Origin of the sequence: Massilia atriviolacea, assembly GCF_003953935.1 — a bacterium.
Classification (GTDB): Bacteria; Pseudomonadota; Gammaproteobacteria; order Burkholderiales; family Burkholderiaceae_D; genus Telluria_A; species Telluria_A atriviolacea.
On the sequence record NZ_RXLQ01000005.1, the window covers coordinates 153,459 to 170,943 of the forward strand.

Below are 17,485 nucleotides of genomic sequence, written 5' to 3' on the forward strand. Positions count from 1 at the left end.
CCCGGAAGCGTTGCGTGGACATGGAACGCAGCGCTTTCTGTCCTTGTATGGCTGAGAAGGTTTGCATGAATACGCTCGATAAGAACGCACAGAAATTATCCACCCTCGAAAAGGTCGGCTTCGGCACCGGCGACATGGCGCTCAATGTCGTGATCTCGTCGATGATGCTGCTCATTACCTTCTTCTACACCGATATCTACGGCTTGCGCACCGAACACCTGGCGCTGCTGTTCGTGGTGGTCAAGGTGGTCGGCGCGGTGGCCGACCTGGCCATGGGGCAGGTGACCGACCGCTTCAGCTCGCGCTTCGGGCGCTACCGGCCGTGGCTGCTGTGGCTGTGCCTTCCCTACGGCGTCAGCGTGTTTTTCGTGTTCACCACCCCGGGCTGGGGATATGACGCCAAGCTGGTGTGGGCGTATTCGACCTACATCCTGATGACCCTGATGACGGCCGGGGTCGGTATTCCGTATATTTCTTTGATCAGCGGACTGACCAGCGATCCGCAGGAACGGCTCTCGGCCAACGGCTACCGCCTGTTCTTCGCCAAGGTCGGCGCCTTCATGGTCACCATCATCGTGCCCAAGCTGGCGGACCTGTGGGGCGCCGGCGACCGCGCGCACGGCTACCAGGCGGCGATGGCGCTGATGGCGGTGATGGGCGTCGGCCTGTTCCTGTTCTGCGTGTTCACGACCAGGGAGCGGGTGATCCACGTGGTCGAGCGCCAGCCCTTGATGGAACAGTTCAAGCTGCTGATGCGCAACGACCAGTGGCTGATCCTGTGCGGCGTGTGCCTGACCGGCACCGTCGGCTACGTGGTGCGCGGCTCCGTCGCCATCTATTACGCCATGTATTACCTGGGCGGCGATACCGATACCGTGGCGGCCTTCCTGTCGACCGGCGTGGCGGCGGCGATCCTGTCGATGGTGGCCTCGACCTGGATCACCAAGTCCTGGTGCAAGGTCAAGCTGTTCCGCTACACCCAACTCGGCGTAGCCCTGATCAGCGTGCTGATGTACGTCGCCATCGAGCCGGGCGACGTGCTGCCCGCCTTCATCCTGTACTTCCTGCTCTCCTTCGTGGTCGACCTGCACGCACCGGTGTTCTGGTCGGCGATTGCCGAAACCATCGACTACGGCCAGGTCAAGACCGGCAAGCGCGTGTCCGGCTTTGCCTTCGGTGGCATTTCGGTGTGCCAGAAGGCCGGCATGGCGGTCGCCGGGGGCATGGTCGGGCTGCTGCTGACCTACTTCCAGTACCTGCCGAACCAGGCGCAGAGCCCGCTGGCGCTGAGCGGCATCGCGCTGATGCTGACCGTCATCCCCGGCTTCTTCCACTTCCTGATGGGCGTGCTGATGTTCAAGTACCGCATCACCGACAGCTACTACGACGAGGTCAAGACCGACCTGCGCAGCGCCGGCTTCGTCACCACTTAATCGACCGGACTTACGACCATGCAGATCCTGACACCCCTGATCGCGCAACGCGCCGATCCTTTCATCTACAAGCACAGCGACGGCTATTACTATTTCACGGCCTCGGTGCCGGAATACGACCGCATCGAACTGCGCCGCGCGCGCACGATTGCGGAACTGGCGAACGCGCCGCCGGTCGATGCCTGGCGCAAGCCGGATGCCGGACCGTACAGCGAACTGCTGTGGGCGCCGGAGATCCATTTCAACCAGGGCGCGTGGTATGTCTACTTCGCCGCCGCCCCGAGCCGCGAGATCAAACACAAACTGTTCCAGCACCGCATGTACGCCGTCCGCAACACAAACGCCAACCCGCTCGACGGCGCGTGGGAATTCATGGGCCGGATCGACACCGGCATCGACACCTTTTGCCTCGACGCCAGCACCTTCACCCACGACGGCGTGCTGTACTACCTGTGGGCGCAAAAGGATGAGGCGATCGAGGGCAACTCCAACCTGTACATCGCGCCGATGGCCACGCCGTGGCAGCTTGGCGGTGCGCCCGTCATGCTGAGCAAACCAGAATTCGGCTGGGAAATCCGCGGCTTCCGGGTCAACGAAGGGCCGTCCGTCCTCAAGCGCAACGGCAGGATTTTCATCAGCTACTCGGCCAGCGCCACCGACGAGAATTACGCGATGGGCTTGCTGTGGGCCGACGACAAGGCCGACCTGCTCGACCCGGCATCCTGGACCAAGCTGCCCGAGCCGGTGCTGCAGACCTGCTATGAACACGGCGTCTACGGCCCGGGCCACAACAGTTTTACCTATGGCGAGGATGGCGACACGGTGATGCTGGTGTACCATGCCCGTACCTACACCGGGATCGTGGGCGACCCCTTGTGGAACCCCGACCGCCATACTTTCGTCAAGCCGCTGCGATGGGACGAGCAGGGCATGCCCGTGTTCGGACGCCCCTCCATCGCCTGAATCGCCTGAAGGAAGCCAAGGAGGAGCACCGTGCAAGCCAGTATCACCCAATCCGCATTCGGCCACCTGCCCGACGGCAGGGCGGCCACGCTGTTCACCCTGACCAATCCGAACGGACTGGTCGTGAAGATCAGCGATTTCGGCGGCATCATCACCGAAATCCACGCACCCGACCGGCATGGCGCCATGGCCGACATCACGCTCGGCTTCGACAACCTTGCGCCTTACGTCAAGGAGTCGCCGTACTTCGGCGCCCTGATCGGACGCTACGGCAACCGCCTGCGCGGCGGCCGCTTCACGCTCGACGGCCAGCTGGTGCAACTGCCCACCAACGACGGCGCGCATCACCTGCATGGCGGCGAACTGGGCTACCACCGCGTGCTGTGGCGCGCGATTCCCTTCCACCAAGGCGATTCGGTCGGCCTGACGCTGATATACCGCAGTCCCGACGGCGAGCAGGGCTATCCCGGCACCCTGGACGTGACAGTCGTGTACGAACTGAGCGCCGGCAACGACTTGATCGTGACCTTCGACGCGGTGACCGACAAGCCCACGCCGGTCAACCTGACCCAGCACGCCTACTTCAACCTGGCGGGCCAGGGCGACATCCTCGGCCACCTGCTGCAGATCGATGCCGACGCCTTCACGCCGATCGACAGCACCCTGATTCCGACCGGGGAACTGGCGCCGGTGGCCGGCACCGCCTTCGACTTCCGCAAGCCGCACGCGATCGGCGAGCGCATCGGCAATGACGAAGAACAACTGCGCCACGGCAGCGGCTACGACCACAACTTCGTGCTCGACAAGCCCGCGCCCAGGGCCATGCGCCTGGCCGCGCGCGTGCATGAGCCGGTATCGGGCCGCGTGCTGGAACTGTTCACCGAGGAACCGGGCGTGCAGTTCTACAGCGGAAATTTCCTCGACGGAAGCCTGACGGGCAAGGGCCGGAGCTACGGCCTGCGCAGCGGCTTTTGCCTGGAGCCGCAGCACTTTCCCGATTCGCCCAACCAGAGCGCATTTCCGAATACGATCTTGCGCCCCGGTGAAGAATATGCGACCGTGTCCAGGTACACATTTTCGGTGGAGAAGTGATGCTTGAACTAATGGTCGACGCAAAAAATGCGCTGGGCGAATGCGTGCTGTGGTGCGAGCGCAGCGGGCGGGTGTTCTGGACCGATATCGTCGGTTCCACCCTGTGGGCGCTTCATCCGGCCACGGGCGCCACGCGCAGCTGGACCATGCCGGAGCGGCTGGCCTCGTTCGCCCTGACCGATCACGACCAGCGCCTGCTGGTGGGGCTGGCGACGCAACTGGCGTTCTTCGAGCTCGAGAGCGGAGCGCTGACGCCGATCTGCGAGGTCGAGGCCGGATTGACCACGCGCCTGAACGATGGGCGCTGCGACCGCCAGGGGCGCTTCGTGTTCGGCACCTTCAATGAAGTCGAGCCGCGCTTGCCGATCGGCAGCTTTTACCGGCTCAACCGCGATCTGCGCCTGGAGCGCCTGCCGCTGCCGCACGTGGCGATTGCCAACAGCATCTGTTTCAGTCCCGATGGCGCGACCATGTATTACTGCGATTCGCCGGAGCGGGTCATCCGCTGCTGCGATTACGACCTCGTCAGCGGCGCGCTGTCGCATGAACGCGTATTTGCGCAGGTGCAAGGCGAGGGCGAGCCGGACGGCTCCTGCGTGGACGCGCGCGGCTATGTGTGGAATGCGCAATGGGGCGGAAGCAAGCTGGTGCGTTACGCGCCGGACGGCAGTATCGACCGCATCGTGCCGGTGCCCGCCAGCCAGCCGAGTTGCGTGGGCTTCGGCGGCGTGCTGCTCGACCAGCTGTACGCGACCAGCGCGCGGGTGGGCCTGGCGGCACCGGTGGCGGCGGATGGGGGGCTGTTCACGGGGACGGTGCCGGGCGTGCGCGGCTTGCCGGAGAGCCGGTTTGTTTGCTGACGCCTGGCCCGCTGCTGTTCGAGCGGGGTAGTTGCCTGGCGCGGGGCGCTCGCCTGAGGAGAGCGGACTGCGGCTTTTCTTCTATGTCCTCTTGCAAGGTGCGCTTCATCGGCATCGTTAAGTCGCGGGTCATGCACGTGGCGGCGCTTCAGGCGATCGACCAGGCTTTGCGCAGTGCGACCAAAACGGCTCGCCATCGCGGGAATGAGGCTGGCCCTGATCGTGGGACCATTGTCTTCCTAGCTTTGTTCGATATCACTATCGATATCGCTATCGCCAAAAAAGTGATTGGAAAGGCATCCCAAGAATCTTTAGTATTCCTCTATCGCTGAGCGAACGACGACATGCGTTCGAGATGGCATCAGAACAACCAGGAGGAATACATGTCTGAGACGAAAAAGCCGAAACTGCGCTCCGCGGAATGGTTCGGCACCCAGGATAAGAACGGTTTCATGTACCGCAGCTGGATGAAGAACCAGGGCATCCCCGACCACGAGTTCCAGGGCAAGCCGATCATCGGCATCTGCAATACCTGGTCCGAACTGACTCCTTGCAACGCCCACTTCCGCCAGCTGGCCGAGCATGTCAAGAAGGGCATCCTCGAGGCCGGCGGTTTCCCGGTCGAATTCCCGGTGTTTTCCAACGGCGAATCGAACCTGCGCCCGACCGCCATGCTCACCCGTAACCTGGCCAGCATGGATGTGGAAGAATCGATTCGCGGCAATCCGATGGACGCCGTGGTGCTGCTGGTCGGCTGCGACAAGACCACGCCGGCCCTCCTGATGGGCGCCGCCAGCGTCGACCTGCCGACCATCGTCGTCAGCGGCGGTCCCATGCTCAACGGTAAGCTGAACGGCAAGAACATCGGTTCCGGCACCGCCGTCTGGCAGTTGCACGAACAGATGAAGGCCGGCACCATTACCCTGCACCAGTTCATGTCCGCCGAGTCCGGCATGTCGCGTTCGGCCGGCACCTGCAACACCATGGGCACGGCCTCGACCATGGCCTGCATGGCCGAAGCGCTGGGCACCTCGCTGCCGCACAACGCCGCCATTCCCGCCGTCGATTCGCGCCGCTACGTGCTGGCGCATATGTCGGGCATCCGCATCGTCGAGATGGTGCAGGAAGACTTGCGCCTGTCCAAGATCCTCACCCGCGCAGCGTTCGAAAACGCGATCAAGGTCAACGCCGCCATCGGTGGCTCGACCAACGCCGTGATCCACCTGAAAGCGATTGCCGGGCGCATCGGCGTGCCGCTGGAGCTGGAAGACTGGACCGCCGTCGGCAAGGGCACCCCGACCATCGTCGACCTGCTGCCGTCCGGGCGCTACCTGATGGAAGAGTTTTACTACGCCGGCGGCTTGCCGGGCGCGATCCGCCGCCTGGGCGAAGGCAACTTGCTGCCGCACAAGGGCGCGCTGACCGTCAACGGCAAGAGCCTGTGGCAGAACTGCGAAGAAGCGCCGATCTACGACGACGAGGTGATCCGTCCGCTGGCCAGTCCGCTGATCGAAGACGGCGGCATCTGCATCCTGCGCGGCAACCTGGCGCCGCGCGGCGCCGTGCTCAAGCCCTCGGCCGCCTCGCCGCACCTGATGCGGCATCGCGGCAAGGCCGTCGTGTTCGAAGATTTCGAGCACTACAAGAGCCGCATCCTCGATCCCGACCTCGACGTCGATGCCGATTCGATCCTGGTGATGAAGAACTGCGGGCCGAAGGGCTATCCCGGCATGGCCGAGGTCGGCAACATGGGCTTGCCGCCCAAGCTGCTGGCCCAGGGCGTGACCGACATGGTGCGCATTTCGGACGCGCGCATGAGCGGCACCGCCTACGGCACGGTGGTGCTGCACGTGGCGCCGGAAGCGATGGCCGGCGGACCGCTGGGCATCGTGCGCGATGGCGACCTCATCGCGCTCGACTGCTACACCGGCAGCCTGAACCTGGATATTTCGGACGAAGAAATGGCCAGCCGCCTGGCCGCCCGTGCCGGTTCGCAAGCGCCGTTGGCGACCAGCGGCTACCAGAAGCTGTACATCGACCACGTGCTGCAGGCCGATGAAGGCTGCGACTTCGACTTCCTGCTCGGCAGCCGCGGCTCGGCCGTGCCACGCCATTCCCATTAACGTCCACCGCAGTGGACACGGAGCCCACCATGTTACTCGTTCAATTTATCAATGAAGCCGGCGCGCGCCGCGTTGCCGTGCTGGAGCAGGACCAGCTGCGCGTGATCGACGGCTATGCCAGCAGCTATGCCCTGGCTCAACAGGCTATCGCCGCCAGGACCGGACTGGCCGCACTGGCCGCCGCCGCCATCGGCAGCGAAACCCATTCCTTCGACGCGGTCGCGCGCGCCGGGCGCCTGCTGGCCCCGCTCGACCATGACGATCCCGCCCACTGCTACGTCACCGGCACCGGCCTGACCCACCTCGGCAGCGCCGACACGCGCGATGCCATGCACAAGAAAATCGGCGGCGATGTCGAGACCCTGAGCGACAGCATGAAAATGTTCCGCATGGGCGTGGAAGGCGGCAAGCCGGCCGAGGGCGCGCGCGGCGTGCAGCCGGAATGGTTCTACAAGGGCGACGGTTCGGTGGTGCGCGCCAGCGGCCAGCCTTTGCGGATGCCCGACTTCGCCCTCGATGGCGGCGAAGAACCCGAAATCGCCGGCCTCTACCTGATCGGCGACGATGGCCAGCCGCACCGCCTCGGCTATGCCATCGGCAATGAATTCTCCGACCATGTGACCGAGCGCCAGAATTATCTGTACCTGGCCCACTCCAAGCTGCGCAATTGCGGCCTCGGCCCCGCGCTGCTGGTCGGCCAGCTGCCCGCGCACGTGGCCGGCACCTCGCGCATCATCGCGGCCGACGGCTCGGTGCGCTGGGAAAAGGACTTTGTGAGCGGCGAACAGAATATGTCGCACGCCATCGCCAACCTGGAGTACCACCACTTCAAGTACGGCCTGTTCAACCGCGCCGGCGACGTCCACATCCATTTCTTCGGCACCGCCACCCTGAGCGTGGCCGATAACATCACGGTCCTGGCCGGCGAAACCTTCGAAATCGCCTCGCCCGTCTTCGGTCCGGCCCTGCGCAACCGCCTCGACCGTGAGCAATCCACCTTTACGAAAGTCAACGCCTTATGAGGATTACCGGTGAAGCACTGATCGGCGGACGCGCAGTGCGCGGCAACGGCGGCGCGTTCCAGGCGGTCGATCCGTCCACGCGCGCGCCGATCGAACCGGCCTTCCGCATGGTCGATGCCGCCCAGATCGACACCGCCTGCCGCCTGGCGCAAGCGGCTTTCGATCCCTTCCGCGCGACAGGCAACGATGCCCGCGCGACGTTCCTGGAAACGATCGCGGCCCGGATCCTGGCGCTCGGCGACGACTTGATCGTGCGCGCGATGACCGAATCGGGCCTGCCGCGCGCCCGCCTCGAAGGCGAACGCGGCCGCACCATGGGCCAGCTCAAGCTGTTCGCGGAACTGCTGCGCGAAGGCTCGTGGGCCGATGCGCGCATCGACAGCGCCTTGCCGGACCGGCAGCCGCTGCCGCGCCCCGACCTGCGCCTGCGCATGATCGGCCTGGGGCCGGTTGCCGTGTTTGCGGCTAGTAATTTCCCGCTGGCGTTTTCGGTCGCCGGTGGCGATACCGCCGCCGCGCTGGCGGCCGGCTGCCCGGTCGTCCTGAAAGCCCATTCCGCCCATCCGGGCACCTCCGAACTGGTGGCGCGCGCGGTGGTCGAGGCGATCGAGCTGTGCAGGTTGCCGGTGGGCGTGTTCGCGCTGCTGACCGGCACCGGCAACGGCATCGGCCAGGCCCTGGTGGCGCATCCCTCGATCAAGGCGGTGGGCTTTACCGGTTCGCGTTCCGGCGGACAGGCGCTGATGGCCGTGGCCGCCGCGCGTCCGCAGCCGATTCCCGTGTATGCGGAAATGAGCAGCATCAATCCCTTCTACCTGATGCCGGAGGCGCTGGCCGCGCGCGGCGCGCAGATCGCCACGGCCTTTGCCGCGTCGATGACCATGGGCGTGGGCCAGTTCTGCACCAATCCCGGCCTCGTGCTCGGCTTGAAAGGGCCGGATTTCGAGCGCTTTGCCGAGCAGGCGGCGCAGGCCTTGTCCGGCATCGACGCGGGGACCATGCTGACGGCGGGCATCGCGTCGGCCTACCAGAGCGGCGTGCACAAGCTGGCCCGGCACGAGGCGGTCGAGGCATTGAAGGAAGCGGCGCACGCGGAAGGCAAGGGCGCGCCGGCGCTGTTTCGCACCAGCGGCAAGGCGTTCCTCAGCGAGCAGGCCCTGCATGCCGAGATTTTCGGACCGGCATCGCTGCTGGTCGCCTGCGACAGCGTCGAGGAAATGCGCGCCATTACCGAAGGCCTGGAAGGGCAGTTGACGGCGACCGTGCAGATGGACGAGGGCGATACCGAACTGGTGCGAGGTTTGCTGCCTGTGCTGGAACGCAAGGTCGGCCGGATCCTGGCGAACGGCATGCCGACCGGCGTGGAGGTATCGACCGCGATGGTGCACGGCGGGCCGTTCCCGGCCACCTCGGACGGGCGCAGCAGCTCGGTCGGCACTGCGGCGATCCAGCGCTTCCTGCGGCCGGTGTGCTACCAGAACCTGGCGCAGGGTTTGCTGCCGGAAGTATTGCGCGACGATAATGACGGCGTCTGGCGCCGCCGCGATGGGGCGTTGACGAAGGCGTGATGGCGTCAACGCCCGGACGCCGTCGTTCGCGCGCCGCCCTGGCGCGGGAACGAGGTGCGCAAAGCGCGGTACCGGCGGTTGAAACCAGTTGGAGAATGAAATGAAAAAATCAGCCACTTACCCCAGCCTGTCAGGCAAACGGGTCTTCATCACCGGCGGCGGCACCGGCATCGGCGAATCGCTGGTCGCCTCCTTCGCGGCCCAGGGCGCGCAGGTCGCCTTTGTCGACATCGTGCGCGACGCCAGCGAAGCCCTGTGCCTGCGCGTCGCCGCATCCGGCGCCCCGGCGCCGCTGTTCCGCTATTGCGACATCACCGACATTGCCGCCCTGCAAGCGACCATGGCCGACCTGGCCGCGCAGCTGGGCGACTTCGACATCCTGGTCAACAACGCCGCCAACGACCAGCGCCACCAGACCGAAGAGGTCAGCGTCGCGTTCTACGACCAGCGCATCGCCATCAACCAGCGCCCCATGTTCTTCACCTGCCAGTCGGTCCTGGCCGGCATGAAGAAGAAGGGCGCCGGCTCGATCGTCAACGTCGGCTCGATCTCCTGGCACGCCAAGAACGGCGGCTACCCGGTCTACGCCGCCACCAAGGCCGCCACGGTCGGCCTGACCCGCGGCCTGGCGCGCGACTTCGGCGCCCACGGCATCCGCGTCAACACGGTCACGCCCGGCTGGGTCATGACCCGGCGCCAGCTCGACTTGTGGGTGGACGAGGCCGGCAAGGCCGACATCAAACGCCACCAGTGCCTGCCCGGTCCGCTGATGCCGGACGACATCTCGGCCATGATCCTGTTCCTCGCTTCCGACGATAGCGCGATGTGCACCGGCCAGGATTTCGTGGTCGATGCCGGATGGATTTAACAAGTCCTCGCGTCACCCCCACAATAAAAACGATTCAGGAGACAAGCATGAACATCATCAAACAGAGCATCGCCGCCATCAGCCTGGTCACGGCCGGCGCCTGGCCGGCGTTCGCCGCGGTCGACGTGACCATCGATGCCGGCAAACCGGGTCCGGTGATCGACAAGAATGTGTACGGCCAGTTTGCCGAACACCTCGGCACCGGCATCTACGAAGGCATGTACGTCGGCCCGGGCTCGACAATCCCGAACACCAAAGGCTGGCGCAACGATGTCGTCGGCGCGCTCAAGCAATTGCAGGTGCCGCTGGTGCGCTGGCCGGGCGGCTGCTTCGCCGATGAATACCACTGGAAAGACGGGATCGGCCCGCGCGCCCGGCGTCCGGTCAAGGTCAACACCAACTGGGGCGGGGTGGAGGAAAGCAACGCCGTCGGCACCCACGAATTCTTCGACCTGGTCGAGCTGCTGGGCGCGGACGCCTACGTCAACGGCAACCTCGGTTCCGGCACCGTGCAGGAAATGGCGGACTGGGTCGAGTACATGACCTCCGACAGTAAATCGAGCCTGGCCAAGCTGCGCCGCAAGAATGGCCGCGACAAGCCCTTCAAGGTCGCTTACTTCGCCATCGGCAACGAAGCCTGGGGTTGCGGCGGCAATATGACGCCCGAGCATTACACCAATCTGTACAAGAACTACGAAACCATGCTCAAGGCGCCGAAGGAAGGCCGGCCCCTGATGATCGCCAGCGGCGGCAACGACGACGACACCAGGTGGACCGACGTGATCAGCAACAACGCCAAGGCCCAGACCTCGGCCATCAGCTTCCATTACTACACCATCCCGACCGGCAAGTGGGAAGGGAAGGGCGCCGCCACCGGCTTTGCCGAGCCGCACTGGATCTCGACCCTGGCGAATACCTTGAAAATCGATTCGATGATCAAGAACAATATCGCCGTGCTGGACAAGAACGATCCGGAAAAGAAAATCGGCCTGTACGTGGATGAGTGGGGCACCTGGTACGACGTGGAAACCGGCACCACGCCCGGCTTCCTGTTCCAGCAAAACACCTTGCGCGATGCGGTGGTGGCTGCGCTCAACTTCAATATCTTCCACCGGCACGCCGACCGCGTTCGCATGACCAATATTGCGCAGATGGTCAATGTGCTGCAGGCCATGATCCTGACGGAAAAGGACAAGATGCTGCTGACGCCGACGTATCACGCCTTCCACATGTATGTGCCGTTCCAGGATGCGACCTCGCTACCGGTGACGGTGGCCGGCGACCAGGCCTACACCCTTGGCGGGACCACGATTCCGGGCATCAGCGCGTCGGCGGCGCGCGCCAGGGATGGCAAGCTGTACCTGTCGCTGGTCAATACCAACCCGGGCCAGCCGGCGGACGTGGTGGTCAATGTGGCCGGTAAGCAGTTGGCTGCGGCGACGGGCCGCGTGCTGACGGCAACCGCGATGGATGCGCACAACACCTTCCAGAATCCGCAGGCGATCAAGCCGGCGCCGTTCAGCGCCAAGGCGAGTGGCGGTAAGCTGACGGTCACGGTGCCGGCGAAAGCGCTTGTGGTGGTGGCTCTCGAAAGCTGACCAGTCTCCTTTCCCGCCCAAGCGCAATTCCGTCGTTCCCGCGCAGGCGGGAACGACGGGCGTGTATTCATATGGAGATTCCTATGCAGTCACCGATCCCATTCATCGCCTGCCTTGCCGGCCTGATCCTCACCACTGCTGCCCACGCCAAACAAGTCAGCGTCCACGACCCCGTCTTGGCCAAGGAAGGCAAGACCTTCTACCTGTTCAGCACCGGCCCCGGCATCACCTTCTACAGTTCGCCCGACATGCGCAACTGGAAGGAAGAAGGCCGCGTCTTCCCCGGCGAGCCGGCCTGGGCCAAAAAAGCCGCACCCAGCTTCAACGACCACATCTGGGCGCCGGATATTTACTTCCACGACGGAAAATACTACCTCTACTACTCGGTCTCCGGCTTCGGCAAGAACACCTCCGGCATCGGCGTCACCACCAACGCCACCCTGAACCCGCGCGCCGCCAATTACAAGTGGCAAGACCAGGGCATGGTCCTGCAATCGGTGCCGGGGCGCGACAACTGGAACGCGATCGACCCCCATATCGTCGACGATGCCAGCGGCACGCCGTGGATGTCGTTCGGCTCGTTCTGGAGCGGCATCAAGCTCGTCAAGCTGGACGCCTCGCGCACGCGCCTGGCCGAACCGCAAGCCTGGCACACCATCGCCCAGCGCACCCGCCCGGCCAGCGTGCCCGACGACGCAGCCGGCCCGGCCGAAATCGAGGCCCCGCACATCCTCAAAAAGAACGGCTACTACTATCTGTTCGTCTCCTGGGGCCTGTGCTGCAAGAAAGAGGCGAGCACCTACCACGTCGTCATGGGCCGCTCGGCAGAGGTCACCGGCCCCTACCTCGACCGCAGCGGCAAGGACATGGCCCAGGGCGGCGGCTCGCTGCTCATCGGCGGCAATGCGCAGTGGAAGGGCGTCGGCCACAACAGCGCCTATACCATCGACGGCAAGGACCTGCTGGTCATGCACGCCTACGAAACGGCCGACAACTACCTGCAAAAGCTGAAAATCCTCGACATGAAATGGGACAAGGATGGCTGGCCGACGGTCGATCCGCAAGACCTGGACCGCTACCAGAGCAAGCAACAGTAAGGCGTTCATGAGACAGATCCTTGGGGCCGTGCCGGCGGCGCGCGCCGCGCGCGATGTCTGGACAACGGCGCACGGCGGCCATCGGCGCCAACGGCCCCAAGGAGCATTTCCACGACGATCAGGAAGGGCCGCCGTTGCCTCGCGCATCGGGCATCTCGGGTCCGACCCGGTGTGTCCGCGGCATGCATGGCGTCAGGCTGTTGCGGGAAGCGCCACGCTGATACCGATTTCGACATCGCAACCATTAAAAAATTGATTGGATGACTATGTGGCTTTCTCCTAACATAGGCTCATAAAAAGGAGTCCCGGATTCCACCCCTAATAAACAGGAGACGACAGATGAACACCACCCGCAGGGCCGTTCTGGCTACCGCATTGCTTGGCACTATGACCGGCTTTCCCGCCTTCGCCGCCAAAGCGCTGACCATCGGCTTTTCCCAGGTCGGCGCCGAAAGCGAATGGCGCACCGCCAACACGCTGTCGATCAAGGATGCCGCCAAGAAGGAGGGCATCCACCTCAAATTCGCCGACGCCCAGCAGCGCCAGGAAAACCAGGTCAAGGCGATCCGCTCCTTCATCGCCCAGCGCGTCGACGTGATCGCCTTTTCGCCGGTCGTCGAATCGGGCTGGGAAACCGTGCTGCGCGAAGCCAAAGCCGCCAACATCCCCGTCATCCTCACCGATCGCGCCGTCAACGTCACCGATCCCTCGCTGTACGTGGCCTTCATCGGTTCCGACTTCGTGGAAGAGGGCCGCCGCGCCGGCCGCTGGCTGCTGGAACGCGCCGCCAGGACGCCGGATCGCACCTTCAACATCGTCGAACTGCAGGGAACCGTCGGTTCCGCACCGGCCATCGACCGCAAGAACGGCTTTGCCGAAGTCATCGCCGCCAATCCGAAGCTGAACATCACGCGCTCCCAGACCGGCGACTTTACCCGCGCCAAGGGCAAGGAAGTGATGGAAGCCTTCCTCAAGGCGCAGGGCAAGAGCATCAACGTGCTGTACGCGCATAACGACGACATGGCCATCGGCGCCATCCAGGCCATCGAAGAAGCGGGCCTGAAACCGGGCGTCGACATCCTGGTGATCTCGATCGACGGCGTCAAGGGCGCCTTCCAGGCCATGATCGCCGGCAAGATGAACGTCACGGTCGAGTGCAGCCCGCTGCTGGGCCCGCAGTTGATGGCGATCGCACGCGATGTTGTGGCAGGCAAGCCGGTGCCGAAGCGCATCACGACGGTCGAGGGCGTGTTCCCGGCTGAAGTGGCTGCCAAGGAACTGCCGAACCGCAAATACTAGGCCGTGCCATGATCGAGGCAGCGCAGGCCGTCGCTCCGGTGCTGGAGCTGCACGGCATCAGCAAGCAATTCCCCGGCGTCAATGCGCTCAGCAATGTGACGCTCAAGCTGTACGCCGGGGAAGTTCACACCCTGATGGGCCAGAACGGCGCCGGCAAGTCGACCCTGATCAAGGTGCTGACCGGCGTCTACGCCCCGGACGGCGGCACCATCGTCATGGAGGGGCGCGAGATCCGCCCCGGCTCGACCCAGGATGCGCAGCGCCTGGGCATCAGCACGGTGTACCAGGAAGTGAACCTGTGTCCGAATCTGTCGGTGGCCGAGAACATGTTCATCGGCCGCTATCCGCGCAAGTTCGGCATGCTGGACTGGGCCGGCATGCGCGCCCGGGCGAGCAGCTTGCTGGAACAGCTGGAAGTGCGGATCGACGTGCGCGCGCAGCTGTCCAGCTTTCCGCTGGCGATCCAGCAGATGGTGGCGATTTCGCGCGCGCTGAATATGTCCGCCCGGGTGCTGATTCTCGACGAGCCGACTTCCAGCCTGGACGAAGCCGAAGTGCAGCTGCTGTTTCGCGTGCTGCGCCAGCTGCGCGACCAGGGCATGGCGATCCTGTTCGTGACCCACTTCCTGGACCAGACCTACGCGATGTCGGACCGCATCACCGTCATGCGCAACGGCGAGCGCGAGGGCGAGTATGCCTGCGCGGCGCTGTCGCGCCTGGCGCTGGTGAACAAGATGGTGGGCGCGCCCGATGCCAGCGAGCATGCGCCCGCACTGCCGCATCCGGCCGCCGCGCACGAACAGCCCGCCACCCTGCTGCGCGCCCGCGGACTGGGGCGCAAGGGGGCGCTGGCGCCGCTCGACCTCGATATCCGCGCCGGCGAAATGCTGGGCCTGTGCGGACTGCTCGGCTCGGGCCGCACCGAGGCCGCGCGCCTGCTGTTCGGGGCCGACAAGGCCGACAGCGGCACCCTGCGTATCGGCGGGCGCAGCCATCCGTTCGCGTCGCCGCGCGAGGCCATCGCGGCGGGCATCGGCTTCTGCTCCGAGGACCGCAAGCATGAAGGCGCGATCCTGGAACTGTCGGTGCGCGAGAACATGATCCTGGCGATGCAGGCACGCGCCGGCCTGCTGCGCGCGATCCCCTTGCGCGAGCAGCAGGCGCTGGCGCGGGACTATGTGAAGTGGCTGGGCATCAAGACGGCCGATATCGAGGCACCGATCGGATCCCTGTCGGGCGGCAACCAGCAGAAAGTGCTGCTGGCGCGCTGGCTGGTGACCAGGCCGGCGATGCTGATCCTCGACGAACCCACGCGCGGCATCGACGTGCGCGCCAAACAGGACATCATGGATTACGTTAGCGGACTTTGTCGCAAAGGGATGGCAATCCTGTTCATCTCCTCCGAACTGCCGGAAGTTCTGCGCTGCAGCGACCGCCTGGTCGTGCTGCGCGACCGCAAGGCATGCGGCGAGTACCAGCGCGGCGAACTGGACGACACGTCCGTGCTGCAAGTCATCGCCGGGGAAGCGGCATGACGGCCGCGCCGGCGCAGGCCGCATCGAAGGACAAGCCCGCGCCGGCGCCGGCGTGGCTGCTGCGCCATCCGCTGTTGCGTCCGCTGGCGGCGCTGGCGGTGCTGCTGCTGATCGACCTGCTCGCCATTCCCGGCTTCTTTCACCTGTCCATCAAGGACGGCCACCTGTACGGCAGCCTGGTCGACATCGTCAACCGCGCCGCCCCGCTGATGCTGGCCGCGCTCGGCATGACCCTGGTGATCGCCACGCGCGGCATCGATATTTCGGTCGGCGCGGTGGTGGCGCTGTCGGGCACGGTGGCGGCGATGCTGATCGGCGGCGCTGCGCAGGCGCAAACCCCGCTGGGGTGGGCCATGGCGGCCGCCATGGGCGCGGCCCTGTTGTGCGGATTGTGGAACGGGGTGCTGGTAGCGAGCCTCGGCTTGCAGCCGATCGTCGCCACCCTGATCCTGATGGTGGCGGGCCGGGGCCTGGCGCAGCTGCTCACCGACGGACAGATCGTCACCGTCTACCACGAACCGTTTTTCTTCCTCGGCGGCGGCCATGTTGCCGGCCTGCCGTTTTCGCTGACGGTGGTGGCCGTGGTGTTCGCCGTCATCGCCTTGATGATGCGCAAGACCGCGCTCGGCCTGTTCATCCAGGCGGTCGGCATCAACCCGGTGGCGGCGCGCCTGGCGGGTTTGAAGACCGCTTCGCTGATCGTGTTCGTGTACGTGTTCTGCGCCGCCTGCGCCGGCCTGGCCGGACTGATGATCAGCTCTAACATCAAGAGCGCGGACGCCAACAATGCCGGGCTGCTGCTCGAACTCGACGCCATCCTGGCCGTGACCCTGGGCGGCACCTCGCTCGCCGGCGGCAAGTTCAGCCTGGTCGGCAGCGTGATCGGCGCGCTCATCATCCAGACCCTGACCTACACCATCTACGCGCTCGGCGTGCCGCCGGAAGTGAATATGGTGGTCAAGTCGGTGGTCGTGTTCCTCGTCTGCCTGTCGCAATCGGCGCAGTTCAAACACCTGTTTTCGCGTGCGAGGAGTGCATGAAATCGCCTTACTTTACCCCGCTGGTCACGCTCGCCTTGCTGCTGGCCATGCTCGGCATCGGCGGCGCCGTGTATCCGGGCCTGCTGTCGGTGCAGGTCATCCTGAATCTGCTGATCGATAACGCGTTCCTGCTGGTGCTGGCCATCGGCATGAGTTTCGTGATCCTGTCCGGCGGCATCGACCTGTCGGTCGGCTCGGTGCTGGCCCTGGCCACCATGGTGTCGGCCTGGCTGCTGCAGGTGGCGCACTGGCCGCCGCTGGCGGCGATCGGCCTGGTGCTGCTGCTGGGGGCGCTGTTCGGCGGCGGCATGGGCGCGATGATTCATTACTTCAAGCTGCAACCGTTTATCGTGACCCTGGCCGGCATGTTCCTGGCGCGCGGCCTGTGCTACCTGATCAGCATCAACTCGATCACCATCGACGATCCGCTGTACCTGGCCATGTCGCAAACCCAGCTGGGCTTGCTGGGCGGCTTCGTGTCGCCGAGCGCGCTGATCGCGCTGGGCATGCTGGCGCTGGCGGTCTTCCTGGCGCACTTTACGGCCTTCGGACGCGGCGTGTACGCCATCGGCGGCAACGAGCAATCGGCCCTGATGATGGGCTTGCCCGTGGCACGCACCAAGGTGCTGGTGTACGCCTTCAGCGGCTTTTGCGCGGCGCTGGCGGGCGTGCTGTTCTCGTTCTACATGCTGTCGGGCTACGGCCTGCATGCCCAGGGTACCGAGCTCGATGCCATTGCGGCGGTCGTCATCGGCGGCACCCTGCTCAGCGGCGGTTACGGCTATGTGGCGGGCGCGCTGTCCGGCGTGCTGGTGCTGGGCACGATCCAGACCCTGATCGCCTTCGACGGCACGCTCAGCTCGTGGTGGACCAGGATCGTCATCGGCGCCTTGCTGTTCATCTTCTGCGTGGTGCAGCGCCTGATGGCCATCGGCGCGGCGCGGCGCGCCGCGTGAACCCCTTCCAACGACAGTCAACAGGAGAGAA

At 65.2% G+C, this 17,485-nt stretch carries 15 protein-coding genes; all 15 read left to right on the forward strand.

Going from position 1 to position 17,485, the window contains the following annotated elements:
* The first annotated feature begins 65 nt into the window (after nucleotides 1-65).
* The 15 genes from EJB06_RS11185 to yjfF all read left to right on the forward strand — a co-directional run bounded on the left by EJB06_RS11185 (nucleotide 66) and on the right by yjfF (nucleotide 17,454).
* The gene (locus EJB06_RS11185; RefSeq protein ID WP_126074108.1) at nucleotides 66-1,433 is read left to right on the forward strand and encodes an MFS transporter; all 1,368 of its coding nucleotides are present in this window, start codon (nucleotides 66-68) and stop codon (nucleotides 1,431-1,433) included.
* An 18-nt stretch (nucleotides 1,434-1,451) separates the two neighbouring features.
* Nucleotides 1,452-2,396 (forward strand): glycoside hydrolase family 43 protein, encoded by a 945-nt coding sequence (locus EJB06_RS11190; RefSeq protein WP_126074109.1) that lies wholly within the window; start codon nucleotides 1,452-1,454, stop codon nucleotides 2,394-2,396.
* 30 nt (nucleotides 2,397-2,426) lie between these two features.
* Entirely contained in the window at nucleotides 2,427-3,488 is a 1,062-nt protein-coding gene (locus tag EJB06_RS11195) for an aldose epimerase family protein (RefSeq protein ID WP_126074110.1), read from the forward strand.
* Nucleotides 3,488-4,348, forward strand: coding sequence for an SMP-30/gluconolactonase/LRE family protein (locus EJB06_RS11200; RefSeq protein ID WP_370660123.1), 861 nt, complete (start codon nucleotides 3,488-3,490; stop codon nucleotides 4,346-4,348). The genes EJB06_RS11195 and EJB06_RS11200 overlap by 1 nt, the downstream gene beginning before the upstream one ends.
* Nucleotides 4,342-4,680 (forward strand): hypothetical protein, encoded by a 339-nt coding sequence (locus EJB06_RS11205; protein WP_126074112.1) that lies wholly within the window; start codon nucleotides 4,342-4,344, stop codon nucleotides 4,678-4,680. The genes EJB06_RS11200 and EJB06_RS11205 overlap by 7 nt, the downstream gene beginning before the upstream one ends.
* Nucleotides 4,681-4,731: 51 nt before the next feature.
* On the forward strand, nucleotides 4,732-6,471 hold the full coding sequence (locus EJB06_RS11210; RefSeq protein ID WP_126074113.1) for an IlvD/Edd family dehydratase: 1,740 nt from the start codon (nucleotides 4,732-4,734) through the stop codon (nucleotides 6,469-6,471).
* 29 nt (nucleotides 6,472-6,500) lie between these two features.
* Complete coding sequence (gene araD1, locus EJB06_RS11215) at nucleotides 6,501-7,493, forward strand: AraD1 family protein (protein ID WP_126074114.1); 993 nt, start codon at nucleotides 6,501-6,503, stop codon at nucleotides 7,491-7,493.
* Nucleotides 7,490-9,061 (forward strand): aldehyde dehydrogenase (NADP(+)), encoded by a 1,572-nt coding sequence (locus EJB06_RS11220; RefSeq protein ID WP_126074115.1) that lies wholly within the window; start codon nucleotides 7,490-7,492, stop codon nucleotides 9,059-9,061. The genes araD1 and EJB06_RS11220 overlap by 4 nt, the downstream gene beginning before the upstream one ends.
* A 100-nt stretch (nucleotides 9,062-9,161) precedes the next feature.
* Nucleotides 9,162-9,929, forward strand: a complete 768-nt coding sequence (locus tag EJB06_RS11225) for an SDR family NAD(P)-dependent oxidoreductase (RefSeq protein ID WP_126074116.1) — start codon at nucleotides 9,162-9,164, stop codon at nucleotides 9,927-9,929.
* A gap of 47 nt (nucleotides 9,930-9,976) precedes the next feature.
* Nucleotides 9,977-11,527 (forward strand): alpha-N-arabinofuranosidase, encoded by a 1,551-nt coding sequence (locus EJB06_RS11230; RefSeq protein ID WP_126074117.1) that lies wholly within the window; start codon nucleotides 9,977-9,979, stop codon nucleotides 11,525-11,527.
* An 83-nt stretch (nucleotides 11,528-11,610) separates the two neighbouring features.
* Nucleotides 11,611-12,624: an arabinan endo-1,5-alpha-L-arabinosidase gene (locus EJB06_RS11235; protein ID WP_126074118.1), complete on the forward strand. Its 1,014-nt coding sequence runs from the start codon at nucleotides 11,611-11,613 to the stop codon at nucleotides 12,622-12,624.
* A gap of 339 nt (nucleotides 12,625-12,963) precedes the next feature.
* Entirely contained in the window at nucleotides 12,964-13,923 is a 960-nt protein-coding gene (locus tag EJB06_RS11240; RefSeq protein ID WP_126074119.1) for an ABC transporter substrate-binding protein, read from the forward strand.
* 8 nt (nucleotides 13,924-13,931) lie between these two features.
* A complete protein-coding gene (locus EJB06_RS11245; protein WP_126074120.1) occupies nucleotides 13,932-15,458 on the forward strand; it encodes a sugar ABC transporter ATP-binding protein in 1,527 nt (508 codons plus the stop codon).
* Nucleotides 15,455-16,498: an ABC transporter permease gene (locus EJB06_RS11250; protein WP_126074121.1), complete on the forward strand. Its 1,044-nt coding sequence runs from the start codon at nucleotides 15,455-15,457 to the stop codon at nucleotides 16,496-16,498. The genes EJB06_RS11245 and EJB06_RS11250 overlap by 4 nt, the downstream gene beginning before the upstream one ends.
* Complete coding sequence (gene yjfF, locus EJB06_RS11255; protein WP_126074122.1) at nucleotides 16,495-17,454, forward strand: galactofuranose ABC transporter, permease protein YjfF; 960 nt, start codon at nucleotides 16,495-16,497, stop codon at nucleotides 17,452-17,454. Before EJB06_RS11250 ends, yjfF begins: the two co-directional genes overlap by 4 nt.
* Nucleotides 17,455-17,485 lie beyond the last annotated feature (31 nt).